This window comes from Ruegeria sp. CL6, from assembly GCF_056536465.1.
Genome location: NZ_JBQFPR010000001.1, coordinates 108,166 through 134,164, shown reverse-complemented (window position 1 = coordinate 134,164; position 25,999 = coordinate 108,166). Strand labels below are relative to the sequence as shown.

Below are 25,999 nucleotides of genomic sequence, written 5' to 3'. Positions count from 1 at the left end.
CCCATCGACCACAAGTCAGAGTTTTTTACTGTACGTCCAGGTGGGCACGTTCGCATCACGCGCCACCGAATAGCTTTCTGCATCGCCAAGGTATTCAAACCCGCAATGCGTCAGTACCCGAGCCGACGCCGGGTTGTCCTGAAACACGCTTGCGAACATTGATGTGTTCTCCAACGGGTTGGCATCGACCAGAGCTTCAACTGCAAGGGACGCGATTCCGGTGTTCCAGTAAATTGGCGCGACCCAATACCCGACTTCGGACTGGTTTCGATCCAAACGTTTTAAAGAGATCAGGCCGATCAGTTCAGGGCCGTCATCCTTGATGGCGTCCATGACCCAGACATCTTCCTCCCGATCGTCTGCCATGGAACGCGTCACAAACGCCTCGACCGAGCCGGGCGCCAGCGGGTGTGCGATACTGGTTGTCATCCGCGCCACGCGCTCATCACCTGCATAGTGTTCAATGAGACCCATATCCGACCGGCGCAGTGGGCGCAGGTCGAACCGCTCGGTTTCAATGACCGGCTGATTTATAATTGTCTCAAGCTTCATAAGTGCGTTCCTCCTCCGAACAACACGTAAACCACGGACGCGACAGCAAAACCAACGAACGTCCACATCAGATATTTTCTGCCCAGACCAAGTTCAACCGCATGGGCAATCCGGCCTTGGGCAAGGCTTGGAATATTGCGTGTCGAGTTGGTCATCCGGGTCACTGGTCAAAACTTCGTTAAAACGAGAAAGGGGACCGGCATTTTCTGCCGGTCCCCCATTTATTTCTAAACCTTTAGGGTTTCGGCTTACTCTGCGGCCTCCGCCACTGGCAGGACCGAAATAAAGGTGCGGTTCTTGAGTCCCTTGTGGAACTTCACGGCGCCATCAACAGTTGCAAAGATGGTGTGATCTTTGCCCATGCCCACGCCTTCGCCCGGCCAGAACTTGGTGCCTCGCTGACGCACGATGATGTTGCCTGCGATGGCTGCTTGGCCACCATAGAGTTTCACGCCAAGGCGGCGACCCGCTGAGTCGCGACCGTTACGGGAGGAACCGCCAGCTTTTTTATGTGCCATTCTCTCTCTCCTTAGCCTTGAGCCAGCTCTTTGGCTTGCTCAACCCATTCGGGCTTCACTTTGATGGTGTCGATAGCAGCAATCTGCTCGTCCGACAAGGCGGCCAGAGCTGCAAAGCTCTCGATACCCGCGTCGTTCAGCTTTTTGGCAGCGGCGGGGCCGACACCGTTCAGCTTGGTCAGATCGTCAGCGGCAGCAGCAGCGGCGGGTGCCTCTGCTTTGGCTTCAGCTTTCTTGGCAGGCTTTTTCGCTGCAGGTGCAGCTTCGCCAGCCGGTGCCGAACCGGTTGCGGCTTTGATGCCCGACTTGTCAGCGCCCGACGACAGGATGTCGGTGATTTTGACCAGTGTCAGCTTCTGACGGTGGCCAACGGTACGCTTCGAGCTGTGCTTACGACGGCGCTTGACGAACTTGATGACCTTGTCACCTTTGATCTGTTCGATCACTTCGGCCTGTACGCCTGCGCCTTCAACGAAAGGTGCACCAACAACCGGAGCGTCACCGCCCAGCATCAGAACATCGTTGAATTGGACTTTTTCACCTGCGTCGGCAGCCAGCTTTTCAACGCGGAGGATATCACCCGCCTGAACCTTGTACTGCTTGCCGCCAGTCTTGAGGACCGCAAACATTGCGTCTTTCCTTTGTCTAACCGCGTTCTGTGGTCCCCTTGCGGGTGTTTTGGCTTTCGCCACCTCGAACAGCGCGCCCTTTTCGGGCTGTGTGACGACCCTTGGGATCAGTCCCTTGGGTCAATAATAACGAGACCCGGCGCGGAAAATCCGGCCGGGATGCGCGCTTATCCATAGAATAGCTGTTAAAGTCAACATCAAATACGCATCAGAGGTCTGATCCGTTCAGAACCTGAAACGCAGCGCGACCAAGGCGGTAATAAATCTCATCGTACATACGGTCAAAGCCAACAAAAAACGCTTCGTTCACGGCTCGGCCTGTTTCGGTTCTCGAGAACGCAATATTCTCACGCATCTGCGCTTCGGTAAGCGGCTGATAGGCCATGAGCAGGAAGGAATACAGCCAAGTCTCAGTTTCTCGACGCACGTTATCCTTCTCAGTCAAAAGTTGCGCCAAGAATTCGCCGTCATCCAGGCCGGTGTCTTCGCCAAGACCGCGGAAAAAGTTGTAATCGGCGCTGAGTGTGCTTTGAACGTTCTTTTCGATCAGGTCGTTAACCTCAATATACTCGTCTATCAGCCGATATGATTGAGATGTCTTGTCATCTGAGGAATAGCTGTCCTGCGCCATCTCTTTGATTGTTTCGTCCTGAAACGCCAGCCGCGCCGAGTTTTCAAGGGCGACTATGGTTTGACCCAACTCACTCTCGTAAAACAGAATTGCGCGGTCAAGTTGGCTGTCCGTCAGACGTTCTTTGAATGCCTCTGTAATTTGGTTTCGCATCCAGTCGGGGTCATAGATTTCTTCCAGCCGGGTTTCAAAATAGTCGCCACCGGCACCGCCTAGGAACGTTTCGTTCAGCTCTCGTGCCTGCCCCTTCCCTTCTTGCTGTAAAATTTCGACAACTTCAGACAGCTGCAGCGCGTCCATCAGGCGATCTAACTTTTCGGCAGCGCATAGAGGAGCGGACCAAATCAACAAAGACAGACAAGCGGCAAGCAAACGCATCAGATATCCTGCGCAGGATGGAGGTCCGCCATGCGTGCAGCTAGAATTTCAAATTTCATGGCCATTATTTCATATTGAATAGCATTGAGCAGTTCATACACCTCTTGCATCAGGGGTTGCTCTAACGCCTCGGCATAGGCAACGATTTCTGCGTCAGAAAATCCCTGGTATGTGTAAGCTGCGCCAGCCAATGCTGACAATTGCAGCGCCTGCCGCATACCGGTTTCGTTCTGCTGCAGCATTAGCCTCAATTCATCGGCGTTTAGCTGCAAGTCGATGATGCCAGACGCGCTGGCCGCCAACAGAAACCTTAGTTGAATTTCCTGAAGCGCGCGCAACGCTGTTCCGCTGGCGTCAATCGCTTTGTTCATGCGTTTGATGCTCTCAACCCGGGTCGATCCCTCCTGTATCAGACCGGCCACGATTTCCTGACCTTCAAGCTGTTTGGCGTCGTCATCGTCATTCATATGAGACGCGTTTTCCGCCTCGACCAGGCGTTGTCCAAGGTCAGAAGCGTAAAACTCGACAGCATGGTTCAGCGCGTCTTCGCTGAGCGTTTGTTCCAGTATCGAAACAGCGGTTTCATGCATGTCCTCGGTGTCAAACACTTCATCGGTCAGGCGCGTCCAGTCTGAACCGAAACCGTCGGGGTCGATTCCCAGCATCTCGGGCGCAGAGGCCGAGGCCAATGCAATGCTTTCCAGCGCAACGTCAAAGCCGGTTGTGGTCAGAAAAGCCTCAATCCGGTCACGATCCGCGGCGGCTGCGGGTAAGGTCAGAGCGGACAGCGTCAGCAGCACTGCGGACACAGGCAGAATAAGAGAGCGAGCGATGTGTAACATGGTATCAGAGCCTAGGTGATTTACGTCGTCAGGCAATGGAAAATCCAGTCTTGGTGAATTTTGGGAATTTTCCGCTTGCACCCCCGGTTGTTCCTCACTAAATCCCCCCCTCACAGACCCCCGCGGAGAGGTGCCGGAGTGGTCGAACGGGGCGGTCTCGAAAACCGTTGTGGGTGCAAGCCCACCCAGGGTTCGAATCCCTGTCTCTCCGCCACTATCCTTCTGATTCAGTGATCTTGGACGTTGCGGTGGCGTGATGTCGCCGCCGGTTCAGTGCGGATAGGCGCGGCGCGGCTCAATCCAGCTTAGTGCAGAGAACACGCAGGATTTCCCCTTGGAAAATCAGTAGGGTTAGGCCATCTCGGTCCCACGTATTTAAAGGAGATTCCCATGTCGCGTACGATCTTGTTAGGTGCAGCTATCGCCGCTATTGGCGCAGGTGTTTATTTTTATCTAAACCAACCCGAACCTACGCCCGCAGAGCAGTTGCAGTCCGCCGCCAAGGACGCGGGCGATGCCGTCAGCGATGCCGTGCAGTCGGTTGCGGAACAGGCATCCGACGCGACTGAGCAAGCTGGCCAAGCCGCGGCGGACCTTGCCAATCAAGCTGGAGAAGAAGTGGCCGCCCTGGCCACTCAGGGGCAGGATTTGCTGAATTCCTGGATCGAAGAAGGCACTCTGACGGTTCAGAATTTCGACTATGACGCAATGGTTGCGTCAATCGAGGAAAGCGCGCTGGCTCAAGACTTGCAAACACAGGCAATCGCCATTCTGGACGAGATCAAGGCATCGCCTGACCTCATCGCGGAAAAACTTCAAGAGTTGCGGGCACTTTTGACCGCACAGTAAACCTATTAGGGCCGCCGATTTTTCTGCGGCCCTTTTCTTTTGGTCTGGGTTAGCTCTCGCTACGTCAGGTCACTGTCAAGTTGACGTTGGGCTAACCATTTGTTTGGCTAGCAAAAACCCAACTACGTTGCAGCGTTTTTCAGTGCGAAACAGGCTTATACCTGCCATTTCTCGCGCTGGCGCCAACCAACTGATAGGAAGACTTATGACCTCTCTGCCTTCTAGCATGTTCGCCGTTATTCAAACGCAGGACGGTTATTCTGATGCTGCGACGGGTCCATTTATCGACAACGCGGCCGATTGGCTTGCCGAAGCAGAGATCCCGGCGCCATCGCCCGGTCCGGGACAGGTGTTGATCAAATTGCGCGCGTCTTCGGTGAACCCGTCGGATATCCATTTTATCAAGGGTGAGTACGGTCAGCCTCGGGTCAAGGGTGCGCCTGCGGGGTTCGAGGGCTGCGGTGACGTTGTGGCTGCCGGGAAAGGTGCCGAAGCGCTGCAGGGCCAGCGTGTCGCCTTTGTCGCTGCTGGTTCCGGGGCTTGGGCCGAATATGTCGTGACGCAGGCGCTAATGTGTATTCCGCTGCGCCCAGAGATCACGGACGAGGATGGATCAGCCCAGATCGTGAACCCGATGACTGCTATGGCGATGGTCGATATCGCCAGAAGCGCAGGCGATGCCTTTGTCGTTTCTGCAGCAACAAGCCAGCTTGGAAAGCTGATGTGCAGTTTGGGGCGCGATCTTGGTCTTAAACCGATCGCTCTGGTACGTCGTGCCGATGCTGTCGAGAATTTGAAAGAATTGGGTGCGCATGAGGTTCTGGTGACGTCAGATCCCGATTTCATGCAGAAGTTCTCGGCGCTCAGTGCCTCGTTGAAACCGCGAGTGTTCCTGGACGCAGTGGCCGATCAGATTTCGGAGCAGGTATTTTGTGCAATGCCCAACGGCGCGCGTTGGGTGTGCTACGGTAAGCTCAGCCCCGAGCTGCCCAAGCTGACACAGACGGGTCAGTTGATCTTTATGGACAAAAAGATCGAAGGGTTCTGGCTGACGAAATGGATGACGTCGACCCCGCCCGCCGACCAGATGCGCGTTGTTGGTGAGGTCCAAGCCCGGTTCGCCGACGGTCGCTGGAAAACCGACGTTTCCGAAAGGCTTGCGTTGACGAACGTAGTATCAGGTTTGGCCGGAGCACTGAAAAAGAGTGACGGAAAGGTGATAATCACGCCATAGTAGAACCAAGCCCCGAACAAAGGAGGATGTTCGGGGCGTTAAAAACGCCGGGCAAACCGGCAATGGGAGGTGAACTTGGATAACGCTCAGCTGTTAATCAGCGGGCTGGCGAATGGCTGTGTTTACGGCCTGATCGCGCTTGGCTTTGTTCTGATCTACAAGGCGACCGAAGCAGTGAATTTCGCCCAAGGTGATTTCATGATGCTTGGCGCGTTTGTGACCATCGGGCTTACGAACACCGAGTATATGGGGCTGCCGTTTTGGATGGCTCTGCCGATCTCATTGGGGATCATGGGTGTTTTGGGGTATCTGCTGGACCGTCTGATCATCCGCCGCCTGTTCGGAGAAAGCCAGACTGCCGTTGTCATCCTGACTATTGCTTTGGGCTTCGTGATCCGCTTTGTGGCTGGATTGATCTGGGGTCATGAGCCACAAACCCTGCAAAACCCTCTTGCCGGTAAAGAGGTCCGCTTTGGCGGACTGGTGCTGGGGATGGAAGACGTGGCCGTCATTGTCGTTACCGTTCTGCTGACCTGGGGGATGTACGTATTTTTCAGTCGCACCAAGCTGGGATTGGCGATGCAGGGTGCATCCCAGAACCAGTTGGCTGCATATTACATGGGTATCCCGGTGAAGCGCGTGCAGGGCTTTATCTGGGGGCTTGCAGGCGTGGTGGCCGGGATCGCTGGTATCTTGTTTGCGGCCAAGGGGTCGGTCGATCCAACGACCGGGCTTATGGGGATCAAGGCATTTGCGGCAGCAGTTATCGGAGGATTTGGTAGCCTTCCAGGCGCATTGGCCGGAGGTTTGATCGTTGGTGTGATCGAGCCTTTCGCCAGTCGCTATATCGCTGCGGGGTACAGCCAGATCGCGCCCTATGCTCTGTTGCTGGCCGTGCTGATCTTTCGCCCGAACGGGCTATTCAGTCAGGTTCGGATCAAAAAGGTCTAAGCATATGAGGATCATCTTCAAAACTGACTACATGCAGGATATCCGCCCCTGGAAGGATAGCTACCAGCTTGGCCTTTATCTCGTTTTGCTAGCCGTTGTAGCCACGTCTCCTTGGTGGCTGGATGATTTCTATCTGGGTGAGCTGACGAATGTCCTGATCTGGGCCATCGCCGGTTTGGGTCTGATGATCCTGACGGGGCACACCGGGCAGGTCAGTCTGGGACATGCGGCGTTTCTGGCCTTTGGGTGCTATGCCAATGTCACGCTGATTGAAGCCGGAGTTCCATTTCTGATCGCATTTCCTCTGGCCGGTGTTCTGACCGGAATTGCAGGGGTTACAGTCGCCGTCCCTGCCCTTCGTCTACACGGCATCTATCTGGCAATCTTCACAATGGCGCTTTCGATCCTGATGGACGACCTCATTGTTCTGGCCGAACCGATCACCGGTGGCGTTGCTGGCAAGTATCTGGGTGGGGTCGAGATTTTCGGCGTGTTGGTAGACCGCTGGGGTACGCCGGTTCAGTTCTTCTGGCTGGTTTTGGTCGTGGCCGTGTTGGTGACGCTGGGCTATATCAATCTGCTGCGTGCACCGCTTGGGCGCAGCTTTATTGCGGTACGAGACTCCGAGGTTTCGGCGCAGGCGATGGGTGTTGATATTGCGCGCACCAAGATGATTTCGTTTGCCTTGTCCTGTGCTGTCACGGGATGGGCCGGTGCGTTGATGGGGATGTATGCGGGCGCGTTCAACAATGAAACATTCAGCGTTGTAATCTCCATCCAACTGCTGATGATGATCGTGATCGGCGGACTGGGCTCGATCCACGGTGCTTTCCTGGGCGCTATTATCATCGGCTTCCTTCCGCAATTCCTGTCGATCTCAAAGGAATATGTCGGCGCATTGTTCGGCGGCAGCACCGTCGCCATACCAGGGCTGGAATTCGGCATCTTCGGGATGATCCTGATCGCCTTCATCCTGTTTGAGCCGATGGGCATGTATGGCCGCTGGCTGAAAATCCGTACGTGGTTCGAGCTGTTTCCGTTCTACCGCAAGGACATGTTCAAACGTCAGAAGTCCTACCTCAAGACGGAGCGCCTGAGATGAGCTTGCTTGAGTTCCAGAATGTCACCTTGAAGTTCGGCGGCCTGACGGCGGTGAATGACCTGTCCTTTTCGGTCGAAGAGGGCGAGGTCTTTGCCATCGTTGGCCCCAATGGTGCGGGTAAATCGACGGTGTTCAACCTCATCTCGCGGTTTTACGACCCTTTTGCCGGGTCTATCCGCTTTGACGGCCACGATCTGCTGCAGGTCAAACCCTCGGGCGTGGCCGCCTATGGGGTGGCGCGGACGTTTCAGAATATTGAACTGTTTGAACACGCCACCGTTCTGCAGAACCTGCTGGTCGGACGGCATCGCCACCGCAAAACAAACGTGCTGTCCGAGGTGTTGTTCCTGCCCTCGGCTCGGCGGCAGGAAATCGAAAACCGCGAGAAGGTCGAGGAAATTATCGACTTCCTTGACCTGCAAGCCTATCGCGACAAGATGATATCGGGCCTGCCCTATGGTGTGCGCAAAGTGGTCGAGGTTGCCCGCGCACTGGCCACAGACCCCAAACTGCTGTTGCTGGACGAACCGGCCTCGGGCCTGTCGGTCGAGGAAACGACAGACATGCGCTGGTGGATCGACGACATCCGGCGGCAGATGGGGATTACCGTCTTGATGGTCGAGCATGACATGGGGCTGGTCTCAGGGGTTTCCGATCGGGTTTTGGCAATGGCAGACGGAGCAATGCTGGCGCTTGGGACACCCTCGCAGGTGCAATCCCATCCGGCTGTTGTCGAAGCGTATCTGGGGAAAGCCTCATGAGTGCGCCCATCCTGACCATCCGCAATGTCGAAAGTTTCTATGGCCCGATCATGGCCATCCGGGGTGTTTCGCTGGACGTGCATCCGGGGCAGATTGTCTCAATCCTCGGGGCTAACGGGGCGGGAAAGACCACGCTGATGAAGACGGTCTCAGGTGTGATGGACCCGGAAAAGGGCAAGATCACGTTTGAGGACGAAGAGATCCAAGGCTCTGAGCCGCATAAAGTGGTTCAAAAAGGTATCGTTCATGTTCCCGAAGGGCGTGAGGTGTTCCCCCTGCTGACGGTTGATGAAAATCTATCCCTCGGTGCCTACACCTCGACCGACAAGGGGCAGATCGATCATGACCGCGACCTTGTATTCTCGTACTTTCCGATCCTGAAAGAGCGTCGCAGCCAAGAGGCCGGGACCCTGTCCGGCGGGCAGCAACAGATGCTAGCTATCGGGCGCGGGTTGATGGCGAACCCAAAGATCATGCTGCTGGACGAGCCCTCATTGGGCCTGTCGCCGCTGCTGGTACAAGAGATTTTCGGGATCTTGAAACGCCTGAACGACGAGCAGGACATGACCATGATGCTGGTCGAGCAAAACGCCAATGCTGCGCTGGAACTGGCCCATCATGGCTATGTGATGGAGGTCGGGCGCATCGTCATGGATGGGGACGCGGACGAGTTGATGAAATCCGAAGACATCCAGAATTTCTATCTGGGCGTTCAGGAGGAAGGCGCGCGGGAAAACCGCCGCTGGAAACGCAGAAAAACGTGGAGGTGAGTCAGATGAACATCAGCACCCTGCCCCCTCAGACCAAGATCAACGGCATTCAGTTCAACGCGACCCCCGGACAACGGCCCGTTTTGGTGGATGAGTGTGTGACAATCAGCCAGCTTTTTCAGAAGCGTTGCGCGGCTTTGGGTGATCGTACTGCGCATCGCGAAAAGGATTTCGGAATCTGGAAGTCGTATTCCTGGACCGATTACTGGCAGCACGCGAAATGGATCGGCCTCGCCCTGCGCAAGCTGGGTCTTCAACGTGGCGAGGTCGTCTCGATCCTGTCCGAAGACCGCAAGGAATGGGCCTGGTTCGATATGGGCATCCAATGTGTCGGAGGAATTGCTTCGGGCGTCTATACCACTGATTCAGCCAGTCAACTGAAGTACTTGGTCAATGACAGCGATAGCCGCTTTCTGGTGGTCGAGAACGAAGAACAACTGGACAAGTTTTTTGAGATCGAAGGCGAAATACCCAGTGTTCTGAATGTCATCATCCTTGAAGACGAAGGTCTGCACGACCTTGATCATGCGAGATGCATGATGATCGACGACCTTTACGCGATCGGCCAGCAGGCGGAAAAGGATGCGCCTGACAGTTTCGAGGACGAGATTGCGTTGTCTTCCCCGCAAGACACGGCGCTGCTGGTTTACACCTCGGGCACGACTGGGATGCCAAAGGGCGCGATGCTGAGCCACGAAAACATTCTGGCCGCCATCGAATGTGGCGCACATTCCCTGCCGACACTGGAAACTGACGAACAACTATGCTTCCTGCCCCTCTGCCATATCCTCGAGCGCGATGTGTCGGTCTACTTCCCACTGGCTGCGAAATGCGTGGTTAACTTTGCGGAAAGCCCTGAAACCGTTTTTGCAAACCTGCAGGAAGTCTCGCCCACTACTTTTACCGCTGTTCCGCGCGTGTGGGAGAAGATTTATTCGCAGGTTTTGATCATGGCTCAGGACGCAACTCCGGTTGGCCGCGCCGCTTTCGGATTGGCGTTGAAAGCCGGACTTTCGAGGGCTGAATACATTCTTGCGGGTAAACCTGTGCCCGCCGGAGTAGCTGCCAATTTCTGGTTATGGGATCGCCTGGTGCTGCGCAATTTGCGGCGGATGCTGGGGATGGACAAAATGCGCCGGGGCGGAAGCGGCGCTGCTCCGATTTCGACCGAACTGCTCAAGTGGTATTGGGCTATCGGCGTGCCTTTGGTCGAAGGTTTCGGAATGACCGAGACCTCTGGTTTGGCAACGCTGAACACGCTCCAGAACAACAAGGTGGGTACGATCGGAAAGGCCGTCCCAAGCAATGACGTTCGTATCGCGGATGATGGTGAAATTCAGATCAAGGGTCTGAACATCTTTCAGGGATATTGGCGCAATAACGCAAAAACGGCCGAGACATTCACAGCGGATGGCTGGTTGCGGACCGGTGACATGGGACGGATCGACGACGAAGGTTATGTCACCATAACCGGACGCCTGAAGGACATCATCATTACCGCGGGCGGCAAGAACATTACTCCGGCGGAAATCGAAAGCAGATTGAAGTTCAGCCACTATATCTCGGACGCAGTCGTGATCGGGGACAAAAGGAAATACCTGACGGCCCTGATTATGATAGATCAGGAAAACGTTGAGAAATTCGCGCAGGATCGGAAAATTCCTTTTTCCAATTTCGCGTCCCTGTGTGCTGCGACCGAGGTTAAGGATCAGATCGCGTCCGAAGTCGCGGCCGTTAACAAAGAGTTCGCGCGCGTCGAGCAAATCAAGGACTTCCGTCTGATCGACGTCTTGCTCACTGCGGATGACGATGAGCTTACCGCGACCATGAAACTTAAGCGCAGCTTTGTCGAAAAGAAACACGGACATCTTATTGAAGACATGTACAAATAGATAAGGGATTACCCAAAGGGAGGAGAAATATGAGGAAACTGATCAAACGGCTGGCCACAGCCACCGCTTTGACGGCTTCGGCGACACTTGCCAGCGCCCAGACGCAAGGCGTCACGGATGACGAGATCGTCATAGGCTCGGTCAACGACCTGAGTGGAATCTTCGCCGCCGTCGGAGTTCCTGCCACTAAAGGGGCAAATGTCGTGTTCGACCGCGTGAATGCGGAAGGCGGCGTGCACGGTCGAACGATCCGCTTTGTGGTTGAGGATAACGGCTATCAGATGCCGAGGGCGATGCAGGGCTATAACAAGCTACTGAACCGCGACAAGGTTTTTGCAATGCTGCAGTCGCTGGGAACCCCGATGAACCTGGCGGGTTTCAAGCTGCTGGATCCAAAGGGTATTCCCAATGTCGCCCCCCTGACCGCCGCGCGGCAAATGCTGCAAGAACCGATGAGGAACAAGTTTACGTCCTTTTCGACCTATTTCGATCAAAGCCGCATCGGGGTGAAGTACCTGGCAGAGCAGTTCGGCTCGCAAAAGGTGTGCACGATGTATCTGCCGACGGATTTCGGTGAGGAGATCCTGGAAGGCAGTAAGGCGGGTGCCGAAGAAGCTGGGATCGCGTTCGCAGCCGAAACGACGCATAAACCTGATGAAACCGATTTTGTTGGCTCGCTCAGCAAGCTGAAAGAGGAAGGCTGCGACATTGTCACGATGGCTCTTGGTGTGCGTCAGGCGATCACGGTCGTCGGAACAGCCAAGAAAATGGGCCTTGAGGATATGAAGTTCCTCGGAACTTCGGCCAGTTTCCTGACCGTGGTCGCTCAGGTGCCGGGCGGCGTGACTGATGGGTTTTATGCCGCGGCTTCGTGGCAGGATCTTTGGGCTCGTGCGGATGATCCCGTTCCCGCCGCATTCATCGAAGAATATAAAGCGGCAACCGGCGAAGACCCTGTGGGCTTTTCTATGCTTGGATACGCTGCGGCCGATATGATGGTCAAAGCGCTTGAGGCGGCCGGTCCCGATCTAACGCATGACAGCTTTATCGCAGCGATGGAGTCTTTGAACTACACCGATGAACTGGTGGGGAATGAGATAACCTATGGTCCTGATGACCATCAGGGCGCGGATACCGTCTACGTCAGCGTTGTTGAAAATGGGGCGTGGAAGAAAGTCCACGAAGAATAACCCGAACAACAAAAAAGGGCTCGCAAATGCGAGCCCTTTCCAAATTCGGTGTCCGTAGCGATTAACGCTTCGAGAACTGGAACGAACGACGCGCTTTGCGCTTACCGTATTTCTTACGTTCCACAACGCGGCTGTCGCGGGTCAGGAAGCCAGCGGCTTTCAGAGCGCCACGCAGCGACGGATCATAGAGTTGCAGCGCTTTCGAGATGCCGTGCTTGACCGCACCGGCCTGACCGGTCAGGCCACCGCCTTTGACGGTTGCAACAACGTCGAACTCACCTTCTACACCGGCAACCTGGAACGGCTGGCGCAGGATCAGCTGCAGAACGGGACGTGCAAAATACTTGTCCTGATCCTTGCCGTTCACGGTGACCTTGCCGGAACCCGGCTTGATCCAAACGCGGGCAACAGCGTCTTTACGCTTGCCGGTGGCGTAGGAGCGACCCAGCTCGTCGCGCACGGGTTCACGTGCGATGACTTCTTCAGCCACGGTTTCAACGCCTGCGACGGCGCTCAGCTCTTCGAGAGTATTGATCTGATCAGCCATCGGTCATTAGCTCCGGGTGTTTTTCTTGTTCATGGACTTTACGTCCAGAACTTCGGGCGCTTGCGCCTCGTGGGGATGCTCGGCACCGGCGTAAACGCGCAGGTTGGTCATCTGCTGACGTGCCAGACGGTTGCCCGGCAGCATGCGCTTGACCGCTTGGGTCACGACGCGCTCGGGGTGTGCACCCTCGAGAATCTGCTGCTTGGTGCGCGACTTGATGCCGCCCGGGTGACCCGTGTGCCAGTAGAAGTTTTCTTCACGCTTCTTGCCGGTCATCTGGATTTTGTCAGCGTTGATCACGATGACATTGTCGCCCATGTCCATGTTCGGGGTGAACGACGCTTTGTGCTTGCCACGCAGACGCATGGCGACGATCGAGGCAAGACGGCCCAGAACAACGCCCTCGGCGTCGATCAGGATCCATTTCTTGTCGATGTCTGCAGGTGTTGCAGAAAAGGTTTTCATGGCAGGATAGTCCTGTTTGATGTGAAAGACCGCCCCAAGACAGAGCGGCCCGAATTCGATGGAGCGTATTTAGATTGGGTGCGCGCGCAGGTCAACAATGCTCTGGTCTTTTTTATGCAGTAAAAACAATGATTTAATAAATAGGTATTATTTTACCCCACACCTAGACGCTTATTTGCTCGGGCGGATTGTCTAGCAGCCGTCTTAATTGATGCATGGCGTCTTCAAACCGTTCCAGTGACACATGCCCGTTCATAGCAATGCGCACGGCGTTGGGTGCCCTGCCATCCCGCAAGGCAAACTCATCGGCCGACCGCAGTTGTATGCCCTCTCTTTCTGCGGCCCTGCTGAACGCGGCCGCGCGCCAGCCGGATGGAAGGTTCAGCCAGACGAAAGGAACGTCCGGTGCCCAGTTCAGGTCAAACCCACCAAGAGCATTCACTGCAATTCGGACGTAGTCCCCCATGCGAACGCGAACATCTCTGGCAATTTGGCGGGTTCGTGGGTCAGACAACATCAACCGGGTTAATTCCGCCAGAGGTTGGGCCAGTCCGAAATACCCGTATTCGGCGGATCGCCGTAAATCCACGCTACGCTCGCGTGGTGCAATGGCAAATCCGACACGCAACGCCGGGGTCAAGACCTTTGAGATCGACGACACGTGCCACCCTCTTTCCGGCGCAAGGGCGCGATAACTGGGCTCACGCGCATCTCCCATCCGATAGCAGTCGTCTTCAATGATCTGAACGTCAAAGCGGCGCGCAACTTCGACAATTTCTTTGCGTCTTTCCAACGGAGTGTGCGATCCGGTCGGGTTTTGAACTTCCGGGGACACGCAAACTGCTTGGGCTGGAGTGTGCCGCAATACCTGCTCCATCGAGTTTGGCTCGATCCCCCATTTATCCATTTTTACGCCTATGACCTCGGCCCGCATGAGCTCACCTGCCCGACGGAATCCGGCATAAGACAGGTCTTCGACCAAAACGGCTGGTTTTGGTCCGCGTAGGATTGTTTGAAAGACCAGGCACAATCCATTCTGACCGCCATGAGTCAGCACGATGTCCTCTTGGGTCAATGCACCAAGTGGAAGGTCTGAAAGCCATTCCACAACGGCTTGTCTGGTTGGCAGATACGCGTCGCGGGTTGGGTAGTTCATGAACAGGCCAGGATCAGACTGCGCTACTTTTTGCATGCACTCTCGGATCAATGCCACCTGCCCCACGTCCGCCAGTCTCGGGCTGAACAGGCTGACATTGGCGTTGTATTTGTCGTCTCGCAAATGCAGTTGCCGCGCCCAAACATCGTCCAGCAGGGGGGGCTTGGGGGCGGCGACGAATGTACCACGCCCCACTTCGGCCTGTAGCAACCCTTCATCGGTCAGAATCGTATAGGCACGGGCCACTGTACCCGGCGTGATTTGCAGCCTGTACGCAAGCTCCCGTACCGGAGGAAGCTTTGCGCCAACTTCCAGCATTTTGTTATCAATGGCTTTTCTGATTGTGTCGGCCACCAGAGTGTATTTTGGCCCCTTTGATTTGGGCAGAGCCTCTGGCCAAATTGTATCCATTACAATTCTTCCTTTGATTTTGACACAATGTGGAATGTATCAATCAATCGTACCGAAAATGTTACGTTTGTGTCAATACAATTTGAAAGGATACCCAAGATGACACGCGCAATGCACACCCCCGCCCTCATACTGCTGAACGACAGCCCTCGGCTGCCGCTGATCGCTGTGCTGGCCCTGCGGTTTGCGGCGACTGTCACCAAATGGGAGCGTCACCGCCGCAGCAGGGTCAATTTGTCAAAGCTGGACGACCGCATGTTGCGCGATGTCGGGCTGACCTGGCATCAGGCCAACCGTGAAGCAAACCGTCCCTTCTGGCACGGATAAGGTTTCCCCAGTCCCAATCGGGACATCTTCCTTGGCCGGGTTTTCCCGGCCATTTATTAACCGAATTTCGCAGCCGCTGATCCCTCGGGCGGCAAGGAATAGGTCATCGTTGCCCGTGCGACGGGTTCATCCTTTCCCTCCGAGTACATCAAGACATCGCCAACCGCCAACGTCTTGCCGAGTTTCAGCAACCGGCAATGGGCAATCACGTCCTTGTCGCCATCTGGCTTACGCATGAAATCCATCGAGCAGCCTGTCGTTACAGCAAGGGAAAGACGCCCCTTCCGCGCCAGTATGAGCGCATAAACGCATACATCTGCCAGCCCAAACATCGAAGGACCCGCGACAGTTCCGCCCGGCCTAAGGTGCCTGTCCTCAACAACCAGACGCATAACGATCGTATCTTCTGTCACGCTTTCAACGACAAAGTCCTCGTGGACTTGTGGAAACACCATCCCCAAGTACTCTGTCAGTTCTTCGCGGTTCAAAACCAACGACATACTTCCCCTCCTCGAATTGCCGACCTAGAGTTGGCCTCACATCGGAACGGAGGGCAAGATGGGAATTCTGGAACGTAGCGACACCGGCGCAGTTGCCAAAATCAAAATGAATGCGCCGGACCGCCTGAACGCCCTCAGCGACGAGATGCTGGCTGCGCTTCAGGCGGAACTTGACGCGCTACGCGACGACAAAAAAATTCGCGCTGTGATCCTATCTGGAGCGGGAAAAGGGTTTTGCGCCGGCCATGATCTCAAGCAGATGACAGCCAGCCGCCAGAGCGAGGATGGCGGCAAGGCATATTTTCAGGATTTGTTCGCCAGATGCACCAAGATGATGCTGTCCATCCAGTCTTTGCCGCAACCTGTGATTGCTCAGGTCCATGGCATCGCGACTGCGGCGGGGTGTCAGTTGGTGGCCACGTGCGACCTTGCCGTGGCGGCAGAGGGGACGCGGTTCGGGGTAAACGGGGTGAACATAGGTTTGTTCTGCTCGACGCCGATGGTTGCCCTTAGTCGGAATATTCCCCGCAAGCGCGCGTTTGAAATGTTGACCACTGGCGACTTTATCTCGGCAGAACGGGCGGCCGAGTTGGGGCTGGTCAATCGGGTCGTGCCCGAGATGTTATTGGACCACGAAACGCAGGCGCTGGCGGATCAACTGGCGACCAAACTCAGCTCGGCCGTGAAGATCGGCAAGCAGGCATTCTATCGGCAACTGGATATGCCGATAGAGGAAGCCTATGCCTTTACAGGAGAAGTTATGGCCCAGAACATGCTGCATCGCGACACCGAAGAAGGTATCAGCGCCTTTATCGAAAAAAGACCACCCAACTGGGAACAATAACGTATTTGTATTGGCTTTTTTGCCAATGTTCGCATTTTTGGACTTTTCAAAAGGGCGACACTGTGTCAAAGCTGAGACAAGGCTGCGGCCTTGGATACACTTTTGGGTCGCTGTAGGCGGAAGGTCCCTCCAAGCTGGTTTCTCTCACCGGCGTTGACATTCCCGCAGCGGCGACCCCAAAACTCCCCCTCCAAAGTGAAGTTTTAGCCAACAGACGTTTGCGTTGCTGCGCACTCTGCCCTATGTGGCAGCGCATGACACAGAAATTGCATATCATAGGCGGCGGCATGGCCGGGTCCGAGGCGGCCTGGCAAGCAGCGGAAATGGGCGTCGACGTGGTGATCCACGAAATGAGGCCCAAAGTTGGCACATTTGCGCACCAAACAGGAAATCTGGCCGAGATGGTGTGCTCTAATTCGTTTCGTTCTGACGATGATGAACAGAACGCAGTTGGACTGCTGCATTGGGAAATGCGCGCGGCTGATGGCCTGATCATGAGCACCGCCGACGCCCATCGCCTTCCCGCCGGAGGCGCGCTGGCCGTTGACCGAGACCCGTTTGCCGAAGCCGTTACGGCGAAGCTACACGCCCATCCCCGCGTTGAGGTCACAGCAGAAGAGGTCACCACCCTGCCCGATGACGGCAAATGGATCGTTGCAACCGGTCCTTTGACCTCGACCTCTCTCGGGGCTTCCATCGGTGCTGAAACTGGCGCCGAGTCACTCGCTTTCTTCGACGCGATTGCCCCCATTGTTTATGCCGACAGCATAGACATGAGCAAAGCATGGCTGCAGTCGCGGTATGACAAAGGAGAAACCGAGGAAGAACGCACCGCCTATCTGAACTGTCCGATGGATCGTGATCAGTACGAGGCGTTCATTGATGCGTTGCTGGCTGCGGACAAGACCGAGTTTCACGAGGGTGAAACCGCAGGCTATTTTGACGGCTGCCTGCCGATCGAAGTGATGTCAGAGCGTGGGCGCGAAACTCTGCGACACGGACCGATGAAGCCCGTGGGTCTGACCAATCCGCACCAGCCGGATGTAAAACCCTATGCTGTTGTTCAGTTGCGGCGAGACAATGCGCTTGGAACGCTTTTGAACATCGTGGGATTTCAGACCAAGATGAAATACGGCGCGCAAACAGAAGTGTTTCGCATGATCCCGGGCTTGGAAAATGCCAGTTTCGCGCGACTGGGGGGGATACACCGGAACACATTCATTAACTCTCCTACATTGCTGGATTCGCAGATGCGGTTGAAGTCCAAGCCGAATATCCGCTTCGCCGGTCAAATCACCGGTGTCGAAGGATACGTCGAAAGCGCAGCAATGGGCTTGCTCGCCGGGCGCTTGGCTGCAGCAGAAATCCTTGGGCGGGTTCTTCCAGACGTACCGCAAGACAGCGCTATGGGCGCATTGATTCATCACATTACCGGCGGTGCAGAGGCAAAGACTTTCCAGCCCATGAACGTAAATTTTGGTTTGTTTCGCCCGGTCGAAGGGCTGAAAGGTGGCCGTCGCGGACGAAAAGACCGCTACAAAGCCTACACGGATCGGGCCAAGGCCGAGTGGTCGAACTGGCTTGCGCATTGCTGACTGGACGACCTGCGCATCGTCGGCCTAACATGCGCTCATGAGCGACAAGTACCTCAAGGACGCTTACGGGTTGGACACACCTGAAGCCACACGCGCGCACTATCAGAAATGGGCGGGTACGTATGATGCCGAGGTCGCAGCTCATGGCTATGCTACGCCCGGGCGCGTGGCGCAGGCGCTCTGGTCAAAAATGCCAGAGCCGAAGACTCCGGTGTTGGACTATGGGTGCGGAACAGGCCTGTCGGGGGAATCCCTGCACGCAGCGGGGTTTCGCATTCTGGACGGAATCGACCCTTCACCCAAAATGCTTGAGGGGGCCGCGACCAAGGGTGTCTACAGGCACCTGTCGACTTTTGATTTGGACGATCCAAACCCACTTGAACAGTGCGCATACAAAGCGATTGCGGCGATCGGAGTCATCAGTGTTGGTGCCGCGCCACCCGAGACTTTCGATCTGCTGATGAATGCACTGCCAAAGGGTGGTTTGCTGGCGTTTTCCTTCAATGACCATACACTGGAGGAACAGGCATATACCTGTAGGTTGAACGATTGGCTGGATATGGGGGCTGCGCGCCTATTGTTCCGCGAATATGGCCCTCATCTGCCCGGTATGGACTTGAAGTCTGACGTTTATATTGTTGAAAAAACGTGACATTTATTACTAGGTTTGCGCCCTCTCCGACGGGCCCACTTCATCTGGGACATGCGTATTCCGCACTATTGGCAAGCGACATGGCGCGGGCAGAGGATGGCGTGTTCCTTCTTCGGATTGAGGACATTGACCAAGCGCGCTCACGACCGCATTGGGAAGAACAGATTTTCGACGATCTGCGTTGGCTTGGGCTGGATTGGCCCACCCCGGTATTGCGACAATCGTCGCGGCTTTCTGAGTATACGCAAGCGCTTGAAACGTTGTGGTCACAAGGTTTGCTGTATCCCTGTTCCTGCAATCGTCGGGATATCGCCGCTGCCGCCAGCGCACCGCAGGAAGGCGCACCACTGCACGGACCGGACGGCATTATCTATCCGGGCACATGCCGGAATTCCTCAAGCAGAACGGGGCCAATGCCAAGGGGCATTCCCTTGAGGTTGGATATCGAATTTGCCGCAAACTCTGCAACCAGCCTGTTTCAAAATACAGATACGAAAGGCGATAAAACCGCAAGATTTCAAGAGGATGGAGAAGGTTCTTGCGGTGAGTCCGGCCTGATCGAATTCACTGGGTCAGGGTTGGTCGATACGATTGGGGATGTGGTTTTGTCCCGGCGCGATATGGGTACGTCCTATCACCTGTCCGTCGTTCTGGATGATGCTGAACAAGGTGTGACCCATGTTGTACGCGGTCAGGATCTATTTGAAGCGACCCGAATCCACGTTCTTCTTCAATCTCTACTTGGTTTGCATACGCCAGTTTATCATCACCATCGATTGATCCGGGATGACACCGGGAAAAGGTTGGCCAAGCGTGATGATGCAAGAGCGATTTCCAAGTATCGCGCCGACGGCCTCAGCCCTGATGACATCAGGGCTTTGGTCGGGTTAAGTCATAGGTGACATCAACTCGGTTTCCTGCCCGTCCCGGACGGCGGTATAAAAACAGCTACGCCGGTTCGTGTGACAGGCTGGGCCGGTCTGTCGGACCAGAACCAGCAAACAATCGCGGTCGCAATCCACGCGTAAATCCACCAACTCTTGAATATGCCCAGAGCTTTCACCCTTGACCCAGAAGGACTGGCGCGAGCGAGACCAATATGTGACGCGCCCAGTTTCAAGCGTTCTTTCAACGGCTTCGACATTCATCCAAGCCATCATCAGAACCTCTCTGGAAGTGGCGTCCTGAGCGATAGCCGGGATCAGACCGGCGTCGTTGAACTGCAAGGTCGAGGGGTCGAATGTGGCGTCAGCTGACATGATAAAAACCTTTTGCATCCCGGTGGATGCCCACTATGTATGGGGAACAGTCAACGAGGGAAAGCCATGTCTGGTGAGAATGACTTGATCAAGCTATATTCCGGCCGGATTCTGGCGCTGGCGGCTGATATCCCTCATTTGGATCGGCTCGAAAATCCCGACGCGACCGTGAAAAAGCGCTCGCCTTTATGCGGATCAACCGTGACCGTCGATGTAAAAATTCGCGATGGTCGGGTCTCGGAATTTGGTCAGGACGTGAAAGCCTGTGCGTTGGGCCAGGCTTCGGCGGCTGTTGTTGGGGCTGCCGTCATCGGTGCGACCCGCGCGCAGATTGAAACAGCGCGCGACCAGTTATCCCTGATGCTCAAGAAAGATGGTCCTGCCCCCGACGCCCCTTTTGACGGGCTTGAGGTTCTGATGCCTGCACGCGATTACAAGAACCGGCACGCGTCGATCCTGTTGGCCTTGGACGCGACTGCCGAGGCGATGGAGCAGGCTGAGCAGGCAAACTGCGCCTGACCATAGTTTTTTCTGACGATCCGGTCTAACCTCCTGCGAATTAAGGGGGAGCAGTTATTTTGAACAACCTATTGGAACATTTCGTAACGCTGTGGGTTGTTATTGACCCCATTGGAACCATCCCGGTTTTCATAGCTGTGACCGCTGGTCTAGAAGCGGCCGCGCGTCGAAAGATGGCGCTTTTGGCCGCTATCATTAGTGCCGGCATATTGCTGTTTTTCCTCGTTTTTGGACAACTTTTGATCGAGGCGTTGGATATTGGACTCAATTCCTTTCAGGTCGCGGGCGGGATCATTCTGTTCCTTTTCGCGCTGACAATGATCTTTGGCGAAAGCAAGCAGGACATAGAACAACGTGAGGCCGAGGAAGACATCAAGGACACGATGCACCAGCACAACCCGGCCATTTTTCCTCTTGCAGTGCCGTCGCTTGCCTCGCCCGGCGCGATGCTTGCTATTGTGATTTTGACGGATAACAGTCGATACAGCGTCGTTGATCAGGGAATAACCGCTTTGGTTATGATCTCAGTCGTCGCGATTGCATTCGTGCTGATGTTGCTGGCAGAGCCCATTATTCGCCTCATCGGTCACTCAGGTGCCGCCATCATAAGCCGTGTGATGGGGATGATCCTCGCTTCGGTCGCAGTTAATTCGGTGCTTTCTGCGATGCTAGAAATCATGAAAACCGGCCAATTGTAAAAAAAACCGCCGCTCCTTTCGGGCGGAAAGGGCGGCGGCAGGCATTGCGTTTCTCACGTGGGGTCCGGATTTCCGCGCGGGGCCGAGGCATGGCCCCTTCAAGGGAATTAGGACAGGCAGGTCACCCTTGACTGAGATGGTGATGACAGCGCGGTTTGATCGGCGCGAGATCGCAGGCAGAAAAGGGTCAGAACGTTCCGGGCAGGTGCAGGGCAACCATCAGCATGACCGCCAAGGAAACTGCACCAATCGCGTCCTGCAACAGGGTCGATTGCGAGCGAGCGATGGCGGTCTTAATCTGGGTCAGCATTTGTCACCTCCGGTCAGGGTTTTAATCCTTTGTTGACCTTTTGTTCTCATATTTTCCCGAGTCGGTAAAGAACTTTTTGAGAACATTCGTGAACATAATTCCTAACCAACTGATATTAAACGGATTGCCTGATCCTGTTTCATCAGCCAGAGTAGAACGCGAACTGCCTGCCCTCTTTCCGAGCTAAGTTGGGGGTCTTTAGCAAGCAGAGCCCTCGCGTCGGTTTGCGCCGTTGCCATCAATCCGGCCTGGGTTTCCATATCTGCGATCCGAAACTTCGGCAGCCCTGACTGAGCGGTTCCGATCAAGTCGCCGGCCCCACGCATTTGCAGGTCTGTTTCGGAAATTTTGAACCCATCTTCGGTCTCACGCAGAACTTCCAACCTTTTCCGCCCGTTTTCGCTCAGCGGTGGCTGATACATTAGCAGACAGGTAGAGTCAGCTTCGCCGCGTCCCACTCGACCGCGTAATTGATGCAGTTGTGCAAGTCCGAATATCTCGGCCCGCTCGATCACCATAATTGTTGCGTTGGGGACGTTCACCCCGACTTCAATGACAGTGGTCGCAACCAGTACCTTGGTTTGCCCTTTCTGAAATGCCTCCATTGCTGCGTCTTTGTCTGACGGCGGCATTTGCCCATGCACAAGGCCAACCACGCCCTCACCCAACACCGCGCGCAGACGTTTGAACTGTTCCTCTGCGGCGGTGAGGTCCGAAACCTCGGATTCGTCTACCAGAGGGCACACCCAATAACACTGACGACCGTCCGCGATAGCGCGGCGTAGATGAGTAAAAACCTCGTCCATACGCTCGGTACTGACGACCGCGGTTTTGATTGGCTTGCGACCGGGTGGTTTTTCATCCAGCACCGACACATCCATATCGCCATATTGCGCAAGCGCCAAACTTCGCGGGATCGGGGTCGCGGTCATGACAAGAACGTCGGCGCCCTGCCCTTTTTCCGAAAGCTCCAACCGTTGCTTGACGCCGAACCGATGCTGTTCATCGACTATGACCAGCCGCAAATCATTGAATTCAACATCGCTTTGAAACACTGCATGGGTGCCTACCAGAATGTGAATGTCGCCATTTCTCAAGGCTTGCAACTTGCTGCGACGCTCGGCCCCTTTGTCGCGGCCTGTCAGAATTTCCAGAACGATTCCAGCATCTTCAGCCAGTGGCCGCAGACCTTCCAAATGTTGCCGCGCAAGTATTTCGGTCGGAGCCATCATGACACCCTGACCGCCAGCCTCAACCGCGACCAGCAATGACATGAAGGCCACCAGTGTCTTTCCAGCCCCAACATCCCCTTGCAACAAACGGTTCATCCGAGCATCTGACGCCATATCCGCAGCGATTTGATCAATCGCTCGCATCTGTGCCTTGGTCGGTTTGTACGGCAAGCTGGCCAATACTTTGGATTGCAGCACTCCCGAGGCCACGCTCACAACGCCCCTCGCCTTGCGTTCGCGTTGCCGTGCAAGGGCAAGCGTCACCTGATGAGCAAAGAACTCATCATAAGCAAGCCGTTCGCGTGCAGGTGCATGGCTTGCGACGTCGTCCGCCCCGCGAGGCATGTGGGATGTGGTGATCGCTGTCGCCCAGTCAGCCCAGTTCTGTTTGGCGACCTGAGCGGGGTCGATCCATTCGGCCAGATCGGGGGCTCGGGCCAGTGCGCTCCGGGCCGCTTTGAACGCAGTCTTTTGCGTAAGACCTTGGGTCAAATGGTAAACGGGCTCGAACTCTGGGATTTCCTGCGCGTTTTCAACCGGCAGGATGTGATCCGGGTGAACCATCTGAGCCATTCCGTCGAACAACTCTAATTTGCCGGAAATGACTCTGCGCGAACCTTCAGGAAGGACTTTCTTAAGGTAGTCACCGCGCGCATGAAAAAAGACCAGTTGGAAGTCTGCCTGAGAGTCCTCGACATGAACCCTGTACGCGCCACCCTTGTTGCGGGGTGCGCGATGCACGCCCACCGTCACCTCAACCGTCAACGTTGTTGGCAAATCTGCGCCTTGGATGGTATCGCGCCGGCGGCGGTCAATGACCGCGTAGGGTAAGCCAAACAGAACGTCGCGTGGGGTTTCGATCCCGGCCTGCACCAAGGCTTGAGCAGTCTTGGGCCCAACGCCGTCGAGTGTTTCAAGACGGGCGAACAGCGGAAAAAGTATTTCAGGCCGCCCGGTCATAACGTGCCGATCAAGGCCAGCCAGCCGTCTTCGTCCAACGTCTCGATACCGAGTTCAGCGGCTTTTTTAGCTTTGGAGCCAGCTCCGGGACCGGCGACCAAGAGGTCTGTTTTCTTGCTGACCGACCCGGACACCTTTGCCCCCAGCGCCTCGGCCCGCGCCTTGGCCTCTGCCCTGGTCATTTTCTCTAGCGTGCCAGTAAATACGACGGTCTTGCCTGCCACCGGGCTGCTGGAGGTGTCGGGCCGGATTGCGTCCTGAATGTCCAACTGCGCCACCAACGCGTCGATGCTGTCGCGCTCCGCATCCTGGGCAAAAGCGGAAACCAGTGCGCGCGCCATGATTTCACCTATGCCATCTATGGCCAATAGGTCTTCCCATTCGGCCCCTTCAAACTGAGCAGAAGCAATTACGGCGCGTTCAAATTCCTCCCACGAGCCATAATGGTTCGCAATCAGGTTGGACGCAGCTTCCCCCATGTGACGGATACCCAGCGCAAAAAGAAGGCGACCCAGAGGAATTGCGCGTTTCTCGTCGATCGCGGCCCAAAGGTTCCCGGCACTTTGCGCCCCCCAGCCTTTTCGGTTGGCGAGTTTGTTCAAATTTGCCGCGTCGCGAGCCTGTAGGGTGAAGATATCGACCGGGGTTCTAACGGGAAGGTCAGGGTCATCGTAGAACATTTCGATCTGTTTCGCGCCAAGCCCTTCAATGTCGAACGCCTTGCGAGACACAAAATGTTTCAGCCTTTCAATCGCCTGAGCCGGGCAGATTATCCCGCCGGTACAGCGTCTGACGGCATCACCTTCCTCTCGTACCGCGTCGCTATGACATTCGGGGCACAGGGTTGGAAACTCATATGGTTGCGCTTCGGCCGGGCGTTTCGAGATGTCGACATCCGCCAGCTTCGGGATCACATCACCAGCGCGGTATACCTGAACCCAATCCCCGATCCGAAAATCCTTTCCGTCGCGGATGGTTCCACCCTTGGCGTCACGCCCGGCGATATAGTCTTCGTTGTGAAGCGTCGCGTTCGAGACGACAACCCCGCCAACGGTCACCGGATGAAGCCGCGCGACGGGGCTCAACGCTCCGGTGCGACCAACCTGAATATCTATCGCTTCAAGCCGGGTCCACGCGAGTTCGGCCGGGAATTTATGGGCGATTGCCCATCGGGGCGTTGTGGACCTGAACCCAAGACGGGCTTGCAGGGATAGGTCGTTTACTTTGTAGACCACCCCGTCAATGTCATAGCCAAGTGTTGCGCGCTGCGCCTCAATACTCTGGTAGTGCTTCAATATCTGGTCAGTGGTGCGGCACACGGCGGTCAGCGGGTTGGTCGAAAAACCATACGCAGCCAAACGATCGATTGCGCCCATTTGCGTGTCGGCCAACGGCTCTGTTAACTCACCCCAGGCATAGGCAAAAAACCTGAGCGGTCTTGAGCGGGTTATCGATGAATCCAGTTGCCTCAAGGATCCGGCTGCAGCGTTGCGCGGATTGGCAAACGGTTTGTCACCCTGTTGTTCCTGGCGCGCGTTCAACCGTTCAAAGTCTTCATGCGACATATAGACTTCGCCCCTGACTTCTAGAATTTTAGGCGCGTTCTGTATGACTTGTGGGATATCCGAAATAGTGCGCGCGTTGGCGGTGACGTTTTCACCGACTTCACCGTCCCCTCTGGTTGCGGCCTGCACAAGCGTTCCGTTTTCGTATCTGAGAGAAAGCGAAAGGCCGTCAATCTTTGGTTCGGCCGTAAACGACAATTCCGAACTTTCGGAAAGACCAAGATACTTTCGGATGGAGCGTTCAAAGTCAGCTACGTCCTCGTCACTGAACGCATTGCCCAATGACATCATACGAACAGCGTGGGTAACCTTGGAAAATCCGTCCGCAGGTTGGGCACCAACTCGGTCAGATGGGCTGTCAGGTCTTTTGAGGTGCGGAAAAAGGCGCTCGATTTCCGTATTGCGCCGCTTTAGCTCATCGTATTCCGCGTCAGAAATTTCCGGAGAGTCTTCTGCGTGATACTGCGTGTTGGCACGCAGAATCAGATCAGCCAACCGCGCCAGTTCTCTTTGGGCTTCTTCTTCTGTCAGGTCTGATACCGGTATTGAATTGCTCATGCCTCGCCCCGTCACATATTCTTGCGTTTCAGTGATAGGGCGAGGTCAATCGTAGGTCCAGATGTGCTGTTCATAGAGTGAGGGAGTCGCCCTGAACCCGCG

At 55.6% G+C, this 25,999-nt stretch carries 29 protein-coding genes and 1 tRNA gene; 16 read left to right on the top strand and 14 right to left on the bottom strand.

Features of this window, described 5'->3' with window-relative positions; all coding sequences use genetic code 11:
• Positions 1-15: 15 nt before the first annotated feature.
• The 6 genes from ACR0LH_RS00720 to ACR0LH_RS00695 all read right to left on the bottom strand — a co-directional run bounded on the left by ACR0LH_RS00720 (position 16) and on the right by ACR0LH_RS00695 (position 3,550).
• Complete coding sequence (locus ACR0LH_RS00720; RefSeq protein WP_170388370.1) at positions 16-552, bottom strand: GNAT family N-acetyltransferase; 537 nt, start codon at positions 550-552, stop codon at positions 16-18.
• Entirely contained in the window at positions 549-707 is a 159-nt protein-coding gene (locus ACR0LH_RS00715; protein ID WP_480719263.1) for a hypothetical protein, read from the bottom strand. The genes ACR0LH_RS00720 and ACR0LH_RS00715 overlap by 4 nt, the downstream gene beginning before the upstream one ends.
• Before the next feature lie 93 nt (positions 708-800).
• Positions 801-1,070: a 50S ribosomal protein L27 gene (gene rpmA / locus ACR0LH_RS00710; protein WP_010440093.1), complete on the bottom strand. Its 270-nt coding sequence runs from the start codon at positions 1,068-1,070 to the stop codon at positions 801-803.
• 11 nt (positions 1,071-1,081) lie between these two features.
• Positions 1,082-1,699 (bottom strand): 50S ribosomal protein L21, encoded by a 618-nt coding sequence (locus ACR0LH_RS00705; RefSeq protein WP_170388373.1) that lies wholly within the window; start codon positions 1,697-1,699, stop codon positions 1,082-1,084.
• 208 nt (positions 1,700-1,907) lie between these two features.
• Entirely contained in the window at positions 1,908-2,630 is a 723-nt protein-coding gene (locus tag ACR0LH_RS00700) for a DUF2059 domain-containing protein (protein WP_480719262.1), read from the bottom strand.
• Positions 2,631-2,707: 77 nt separating this feature from the next.
• Positions 2,708-3,550 carry a DUF2059 domain-containing protein gene (locus ACR0LH_RS00695; RefSeq protein WP_170485437.1) on the bottom strand — a complete coding sequence of 281 codons (843 nt, stop codon included), beginning with the start codon at positions 3,548-3,550 and terminating at the stop codon, positions 2,708-2,710.
• Between the two features lie 124 nt (positions 3,551-3,674).
• Between ACR0LH_RS00695 and ACR0LH_RS00690 the strand changes: the two genes are divergently transcribed.
• The 9 genes from ACR0LH_RS00690 to ACR0LH_RS00650 all read left to right on the top strand — a co-directional run bounded on the left by ACR0LH_RS00690 (position 3,675) and on the right by ACR0LH_RS00650 (position 12,299).
• A tRNA-Ser gene (locus ACR0LH_RS00690) sits at positions 3,675-3,764 on the top strand.
• A 176-nt stretch (positions 3,765-3,940) separates the two neighbouring features.
• A complete protein-coding gene (locus tag ACR0LH_RS00685) occupies positions 3,941-4,399 on the top strand; it encodes a hypothetical protein (RefSeq protein WP_170416613.1) in 459 nt (152 codons plus the stop codon).
• Between the two features lie 205 nt (positions 4,400-4,604).
• Positions 4,605-5,633, top strand: coding sequence for a zinc-binding dehydrogenase (locus ACR0LH_RS00680; RefSeq protein ID WP_480719261.1), 1,029 nt, complete (start codon positions 4,605-4,607; stop codon positions 5,631-5,633).
• Between the two features lie 75 nt (positions 5,634-5,708).
• Complete coding sequence (locus ACR0LH_RS00675) at positions 5,709-6,584, top strand: branched-chain amino acid ABC transporter permease (RefSeq protein ID WP_170388382.1); 876 nt, start codon at positions 5,709-5,711, stop codon at positions 6,582-6,584.
• A gap of 4 nt (positions 6,585-6,588) precedes the next feature.
• Positions 6,589-7,686 carry a branched-chain amino acid ABC transporter permease gene (locus ACR0LH_RS00670; RefSeq protein ID WP_170603086.1) on the top strand — a complete coding sequence of 366 codons (1,098 nt, stop codon included), beginning with the start codon at positions 6,589-6,591 and terminating at the stop codon, positions 7,684-7,686.
• On the top strand, positions 7,683-8,447 hold the full coding sequence (locus ACR0LH_RS00665; protein WP_170388386.1) for an ABC transporter ATP-binding protein: 765 nt from the start codon (positions 7,683-7,685) through the stop codon (positions 8,445-8,447). Before ACR0LH_RS00670 ends, ACR0LH_RS00665 begins: the two co-directional genes overlap by 4 nt.
• A complete protein-coding gene (locus ACR0LH_RS00660; protein WP_480719260.1) occupies positions 8,444-9,217 on the top strand; it encodes an ABC transporter ATP-binding protein in 774 nt (257 codons plus the stop codon). Before ACR0LH_RS00665 ends, ACR0LH_RS00660 begins: the two co-directional genes overlap by 4 nt.
• 5 nt (positions 9,218-9,222) lie before the next feature.
• Positions 9,223-11,109 (top strand): AMP-dependent synthetase/ligase, encoded by a 1,887-nt coding sequence (locus ACR0LH_RS00655; protein ID WP_170804024.1) that lies wholly within the window; start codon positions 9,223-9,225, stop codon positions 11,107-11,109.
• A 29-nt stretch (positions 11,110-11,138) separates the two neighbouring features.
• Entirely contained in the window at positions 11,139-12,299 is a 1,161-nt protein-coding gene (locus ACR0LH_RS00650) for an ABC transporter substrate-binding protein (RefSeq protein ID WP_170566649.1), read from the top strand.
• Positions 12,300-12,360: 61 nt separating this feature from the next.
• Here ACR0LH_RS00650 and rpsI read toward each other — a convergent pair whose 3' ends face one another.
• The 3 genes from rpsI to ACR0LH_RS00635 all read right to left on the bottom strand — a co-directional run bounded on the left by rpsI (position 12,361) and on the right by ACR0LH_RS00635 (position 14,878).
• The gene (gene rpsI, locus ACR0LH_RS00645) at positions 12,361-12,846 is read right to left on the bottom strand and encodes a 30S ribosomal protein S9 (RefSeq protein WP_170388395.1); all 486 of its coding nucleotides are present in this window, start codon (positions 12,844-12,846) and stop codon (positions 12,361-12,363) included.
• A 6-nt stretch (positions 12,847-12,852) separates the two neighbouring features.
• Positions 12,853-13,311, bottom strand: a complete 459-nt coding sequence (gene rplM / locus ACR0LH_RS00640) for a 50S ribosomal protein L13 (protein ID WP_039536983.1) — start codon at positions 13,309-13,311, stop codon at positions 12,853-12,855.
• Between the two features lie 163 nt (positions 13,312-13,474).
• On the bottom strand, positions 13,475-14,878 hold the full coding sequence (locus ACR0LH_RS00635; RefSeq protein ID WP_480719259.1) for an aminotransferase-like domain-containing protein: 1,404 nt from the start codon (positions 14,876-14,878) through the stop codon (positions 13,475-13,477).
• Positions 14,879-14,977: 99 nt separating this feature from the next.
• On the opposite strand from ACR0LH_RS00635, the gene ACR0LH_RS00630 reads away from it, so the two are divergent.
• Entirely contained in the window at positions 14,978-15,205 is a 228-nt protein-coding gene (locus tag ACR0LH_RS00630) for a DUF1127 domain-containing protein (RefSeq protein ID WP_480719258.1), read from the top strand.
• 56 nt (positions 15,206-15,261) lie between these two features.
• Here the strand turns inward: ACR0LH_RS00630 and ACR0LH_RS00625 are convergent, their stop codons facing one another.
• Entirely contained in the window at positions 15,262-15,705 is a 444-nt protein-coding gene (locus tag ACR0LH_RS00625) for a PaaI family thioesterase (RefSeq protein WP_480719257.1), read from the bottom strand.
• A 58-nt stretch (positions 15,706-15,763) separates the two neighbouring features.
• Between ACR0LH_RS00625 and ACR0LH_RS00620 the strand changes: the two genes are divergently transcribed.
• The 4 genes from ACR0LH_RS00620 (at position 15,764) to gluQRS (ending at position 19,698) form a co-directional block, all read left to right on the top strand.
• Positions 15,764-16,549, top strand: coding sequence for an enoyl-CoA hydratase (locus ACR0LH_RS00620; RefSeq protein WP_480719256.1), 786 nt, complete (start codon positions 15,764-15,766; stop codon positions 16,547-16,549).
• A 254-nt stretch (positions 16,550-16,803) separates the two neighbouring features.
• Entirely contained in the window at positions 16,804-18,144 is a 1,341-nt protein-coding gene (gene trmFO / locus ACR0LH_RS00615; RefSeq protein ID WP_480719255.1) for a methylenetetrahydrofolate--tRNA-(uracil(54)-C(5))-methyltransferase (FADH(2)-oxidizing) TrmFO, read from the top strand.
• A gap of 37 nt (positions 18,145-18,181) precedes the next feature.
• Entirely contained in the window at positions 18,182-18,796 is a 615-nt protein-coding gene (locus ACR0LH_RS00610; protein ID WP_480719254.1) for a class I SAM-dependent DNA methyltransferase, read from the top strand.
• Positions 18,793-19,698, top strand: a complete 906-nt coding sequence (gene gluQRS, locus ACR0LH_RS00605; RefSeq protein ID WP_480719253.1) for a tRNA glutamyl-Q(34) synthetase GluQRS — start codon at positions 18,793-18,795, stop codon at positions 19,696-19,698. The genes ACR0LH_RS00610 and gluQRS overlap by 4 nt, the downstream gene beginning before the upstream one ends.
• Here the strand turns inward: gluQRS and hisI are convergent.
• Positions 19,684-20,073 (bottom strand): phosphoribosyl-AMP cyclohydrolase, encoded by a 390-nt coding sequence (gene hisI / locus ACR0LH_RS00600; protein WP_480719252.1) that lies wholly within the window; start codon positions 20,071-20,073, stop codon positions 19,684-19,686. The two genes, gluQRS and hisI, sit on opposite strands and share 15 nt — an antisense overlap.
• A gap of 48 nt (positions 20,074-20,121) precedes the next feature.
• Here hisI and ACR0LH_RS00595 point away from each other — a divergent pair, with 48 nt between their 5' ends.
• Together ACR0LH_RS00595 and ACR0LH_RS00590 are read left to right on the top strand one after the other, a co-directional pair.
• The gene (locus ACR0LH_RS00595) at positions 20,122-20,574 is read left to right on the top strand and encodes an iron-sulfur cluster assembly scaffold protein (RefSeq protein WP_170485458.1); all 453 of its coding nucleotides are present in this window, start codon (positions 20,122-20,124) and stop codon (positions 20,572-20,574) included.
• A gap of 59 nt (positions 20,575-20,633) precedes the next feature.
• On the top strand, positions 20,634-21,272 hold the full coding sequence (locus ACR0LH_RS00590; RefSeq protein ID WP_480719251.1) for a MarC family protein: 639 nt from the start codon (positions 20,634-20,636) through the stop codon (positions 21,270-21,272).
• Positions 21,273-21,459: 187 nt separating this feature from the next.
• Here the strand turns inward: ACR0LH_RS00590 and ACR0LH_RS00585 are convergent, their stop codons facing one another.
• The 3 genes from ACR0LH_RS00585 to ligA form a co-directional block, all read right to left on the bottom strand.
• Entirely contained in the window at positions 21,460-21,582 is a 123-nt protein-coding gene (locus ACR0LH_RS00585) for a hypothetical protein (protein WP_480681982.1), read from the bottom strand.
• Positions 21,583-21,683: 101 nt separating this feature from the next.
• Entirely contained in the window at positions 21,684-23,774 is a 2,091-nt protein-coding gene (gene recG / locus ACR0LH_RS00580; protein WP_480719250.1) for an ATP-dependent DNA helicase RecG, read from the bottom strand.
• The gene (ligA, locus tag ACR0LH_RS00575; protein ID WP_480719249.1) at positions 23,771-25,897 is read right to left on the bottom strand and encodes an NAD-dependent DNA ligase LigA; all 2,127 of its coding nucleotides are present in this window, start codon (positions 25,895-25,897) and stop codon (positions 23,771-23,773) included. The genes recG and ligA overlap by 4 nt, the downstream gene beginning before the upstream one ends.
• Between the last annotated feature and the right edge of the window lie 102 nt (positions 25,898-25,999).

Coding starts and splice junctions, on each gene's coding strand:
- ACR0LH_RS00635 (WP_480719259.1), bottom strand. CDS start 14,878: ATGGATACAATTTGGCCAGAGGCTCTGCCCAAATCAAAGGGGCCAAAA.
- ACR0LH_RS00700 (WP_480719262.1), bottom strand. CDS start 2,630: ATGGACGCGCTGCAGCTGTCTGAAGTTGTCGAAATTTTACAGCAAGAA.
- trmFO (WP_480719255.1), top strand. CDS start 16,804: ATGACACAGAAATTGCATATCATAGGCGGCGGCATGGCCGGGTCCGAG.
- ACR0LH_RS00585 (WP_480681982.1), bottom strand. CDS start 21,582: ATGCTGACCCAGATTAAGACCGCCATCGCTCGCTCGCAATCGACCCTG.
- ACR0LH_RS00685 (WP_170416613.1), top strand. CDS start 3,941: ATGTCGCGTACGATCTTGTTAGGTGCAGCTATCGCCGCTATTGGCGCA.
- ACR0LH_RS00720 (WP_170388370.1), bottom strand. CDS start 552: ATGAAGCTTGAGACAATTATAAATCAGCCGGTCATTGAAACCGAGCGG.
- ACR0LH_RS00705 (WP_170388373.1), bottom strand. CDS start 1,699: ATGTTTGCGGTCCTCAAGACTGGCGGCAAGCAGTACAAGGTTCAGGCG.
- ACR0LH_RS00680 (WP_480719261.1), top strand. CDS start 4,605: ATGACCTCTCTGCCTTCTAGCATGTTCGCCGTTATTCAAACGCAGGAC.
- hisI (WP_480719252.1), bottom strand. CDS start 20,073: ATGCAAAAGGTTTTTATCATGTCAGCTGACGCCACATTCGACCCCTCG.
- rpsI (WP_170388395.1), bottom strand. CDS start 12,846: ATGGCTGATCAGATCAATACTCTCGAAGAGCTGAGCGCCGTCGCAGGC.
- ACR0LH_RS00650 (WP_170566649.1), top strand. CDS start 11,139: ATGAGGAAACTGATCAAACGGCTGGCCACAGCCACCGCTTTGACGGCT.
- rpmA (WP_010440093.1), bottom strand. CDS start 1,070: ATGGCACATAAAAAAGCTGGCGGTTCCTCCCGTAACGGTCGCGACTCA.
- ACR0LH_RS00715 (WP_480719263.1), bottom strand. CDS start 707: ATGACCAACTCGACACGCAATATTCCAAGCCTTGCCCAAGGCCGGATT.
- ACR0LH_RS00625 (WP_480719257.1), bottom strand. CDS start 15,705: ATGTCGTTGGTTTTGAACCGCGAAGAACTGACAGAGTACTTGGGGATG.
- ligA (WP_480719249.1), bottom strand. CDS start 25,897: ATGAGCAATTCAATACCGGTATCAGACCTGACAGAAGAAGAAGCCCAA.
- rplM (WP_039536983.1), bottom strand. CDS start 13,311: ATGAAAACCTTTTCTGCAACACCTGCAGACATCGACAAGAAATGGATC.
- ACR0LH_RS00595 (WP_170485458.1), top strand. CDS start 20,122: ATGTCTGGTGAGAATGACTTGATCAAGCTATATTCCGGCCGGATTCTG.
- ACR0LH_RS00695 (WP_170485437.1), bottom strand. CDS start 3,550: ATGTTACACATCGCTCGCTCTCTTATTCTGCCTGTGTCCGCAGTGCTG.
- recG (WP_480719250.1), bottom strand. CDS start 23,774: ATGACCGGGCGGCCTGAAATACTTTTTCCGCTGTTCGCCCGTCTTGAA.
- ACR0LH_RS00610 (WP_480719254.1), top strand. CDS start 18,182: ATGAGCGACAAGTACCTCAAGGACGCTTACGGGTTGGACACACCTGAA.
- ACR0LH_RS00630 (WP_480719258.1), top strand. CDS start 14,978: ATGACACGCGCAATGCACACCCCCGCCCTCATACTGCTGAACGACAGC.
- ACR0LH_RS00655 (WP_170804024.1), top strand. CDS start 9,223: ATGAACATCAGCACCCTGCCCCCTCAGACCAAGATCAACGGCATTCAG.
- ACR0LH_RS00660 (WP_480719260.1), top strand. CDS start 8,444: ATGAGTGCGCCCATCCTGACCATCCGCAATGTCGAAAGTTTCTATGGC.
- ACR0LH_RS00670 (WP_170603086.1), top strand. CDS start 6,589: ATGAGGATCATCTTCAAAACTGACTACATGCAGGATATCCGCCCCTGG.
- ACR0LH_RS00620 (WP_480719256.1), top strand. CDS start 15,764: ATGGGAATTCTGGAACGTAGCGACACCGGCGCAGTTGCCAAAATCAAA.
- ACR0LH_RS00665 (WP_170388386.1), top strand. CDS start 7,683: ATGAGCTTGCTTGAGTTCCAGAATGTCACCTTGAAGTTCGGCGGCCTG.